The 2,206-nt window shown below is 74.7% G+C and carries 2 protein-coding genes; both read left to right on the forward strand.

What is annotated here, in order from left to right:
- The first annotated feature begins 7 nt into the window (after nucleotides 1-7).
- Nucleotides 8-1,513, forward strand: a complete 1,506-nt coding sequence (rimO, locus tag F6X68_RS32280) for a 30S ribosomal protein S12 methylthiotransferase RimO (protein WP_151457777.1) — start codon at nucleotides 8-10, stop codon at nucleotides 1,511-1,513.
- A gap of 77 nt (nucleotides 1,514-1,590) precedes the next feature.
- The gene (gene pgsA / locus F6X68_RS32285) at nucleotides 1,591-2,184 is read left to right on the forward strand and encodes a CDP-diacylglycerol--glycerol-3-phosphate 3-phosphatidyltransferase (protein ID WP_192581643.1); all 594 of its coding nucleotides are present in this window, start codon (nucleotides 1,591-1,593) and stop codon (nucleotides 2,182-2,184) included.
- Nucleotides 2,185-2,206: the final 22 nt, after the last annotated feature.

Consider the following 2,206-nt stretch of genomic DNA (forward strand, 5'->3'; position numbering starts at 1 on the left):
CGAGGCCGTGCGAGGCGGCGTACAGCACCCGCTTGCCCGGCACGACGGCCGCCGTGTCGCCCTGCTGACCCTGGGCTGTGCCCGCAACGAGGTCGACTCGGAGGAGCTGGCCGCCCGGCTGCACGCCGACGGCTGGCAGGTCACCACCGACGGCGAGGGCGCCGACGTGGTGGTCGTCAACACGTGCGGCTTCGTGGAGAAGGCGAAGCAGGACTCCATCCAGACCCTGCTGGCCGCCGCCGACACCGGCGCCAAGGTGGTCGCCGCCGGCTGCATGGCCGAGCGGTACGGCCGCGAGCTGGCCGACAGCCTCCCCGAGGCGCAGGCGGTGCTGAGCTTCGACGACTACCCGGACATCGCCGCCCGGCTGGACGCGGTGGTGGCCGGCGAGCGGATCGGCGCGCACACCCCGCGCGACCGGCGCGAGCTGCTGCCCCTCACCCCCGTCTCCCGGCGGGACAGCGGGGTGTCGCTGCCCGGCCACGGCACTCCGGTCCGGGGCGTCACCGAGACCGACGAGCACACCCCGGCCCACCTGCGCCAGGTGCTGCGCCACCGGCTCGACACCGGCCCGGTCGCCTCGCTCAAGCTGGCCAGCGGCTGCGACCGGCGCTGCGCGTTCTGCGCCATCCCCGCCTTCCGCGGCGCCTTCGTCTCCCGTACGCCGGACGAGCTGCTCGCCGAGGCGGAGTGGCTGGCCAAGACCGGCGTCCGCGAGCTGGTGCTGGTCAGCGAGAACTCGACCTCCTACGGCAAGGACCTGGGCGACCCCCGGGCGCTGGAGAAGCTGCTGCCCCAGCTCGCCGCGATCGACGGCATCGTCCGGGTGCGGGCGAGCTACCTCCAGCCGGCCGAGACCCGGCCCGGCCTGGTCGAGGCGATCGCCACCACGCCCGGCGTCGCGCCCTACTTCGACCTGTCGTTCCAGCACTCGAGCGAGCCGGTGCTGCGCCGGATGCGCCGTTTCGGCTCCACCGAGCGGTTCCTGGAGCTGCTGGCGAGCGCCCGCGCGCTGGCCCCGGCTGCGGGCGCACGGAGCAACTTCATCGTCGGCTTCCCGGGCGAGACGCGCGGCGACTACCAGGAGCTGGTCCGGTTCCTGACCGAGGCGCGGCTCGACGCGATCGGCGTGTTCGACTACAGCGACGAGGACGGCACCGAGGCCGCCGGGCTGCCCGGCAAGGTCTCCGCCGCCACCGTCAAGCGTCGCTACGACAAGCTCAGCGCGCTCGCCGACGAGCTCTGCTCGCAGCGCGCCGAGGAACGCCTGGGCTCCACGGTCGAGGTGCTGGTCGACTCGGTCGACGACGGCGTGGTCGAGGGGCGGGCGGCCCACCAGGCCCCCGAGGTCGACGGCTCGACCACCCTCGTCGCCCCGGCCGACGGCGGGGTGGACCTGGCCGCGTTGCGCCCCGGCGACCTGGTGCGGGCGACGGTGACCAGCACCGAGGGAGTGGACCTGGTGGCGGTCCCGGATGAGATGATCTCGGCGGCGCCCGGCGCAACACGGTGACGGCGGGCCCGGACGGAGCGGGGGAGCCACGTGGTGGGGTGCCAGGTACGCCACGGCCGCCGGAGCGGGGCGCGGCGGTGACCGGGGCGACGGAATCGACGCCCGCGCCGGTGGTGGCCGGCGTACCGGTGATGAACGCGGCCAACGCGCTCACCGCGCTGCGGCTGGTCCTGGTGCCGGTCTTCGCGGCGTCCGTGGTCGCCTCCGCCATGGACCACGCCGGCTGGCGGATGGTCGCCTGCCTGATCTTCGCCGTCGCCTCGGCGACCGACCTGGTCGACGGCTGGATCGCCCGCCGGTTCGCCCTGGTCACCTCGGTGGGCAAGGTCGCCGACCCGATCGCGGACAAGGCCCTCACCGGTGCGGCGCTGCTGCTGCTCTCCTGGTACGACCAGCTGCCCTGGTGGGTGACCGCCGTGATCCTCGTCCGCGAGCTGGGCATCACCGCGCTGCGCTTCTGGGTGATCCGCCACGGCGTGATCGCGGCCAGCCGGGGCGGCAAGATCAAGACTGCGCTCCAGATCCTGGCCATCACGTGGTACCTGTGGCCCATGCCGGCCGTGCTCGCCGCCGTCGGCCCGTGGATCATGGCCGCCGCGGTCGGCGTCACGCTGGTCACCGGCTTCGACTACGTCGCGCAGGCCCTCCGGCTGCGCCGCCCCGCCGCCTGACCCGGCGCCCGTACCGCCCGTC

The sequence above is a fragment of the Micromonospora sp. AMSO12t genome (assembly GCF_008806585.1).
GTDB classification, from domain to species: Bacteria; Actinomycetota; Actinomycetes; order Mycobacteriales; family Micromonosporaceae; genus Micromonospora; species Micromonospora reichwaldensis.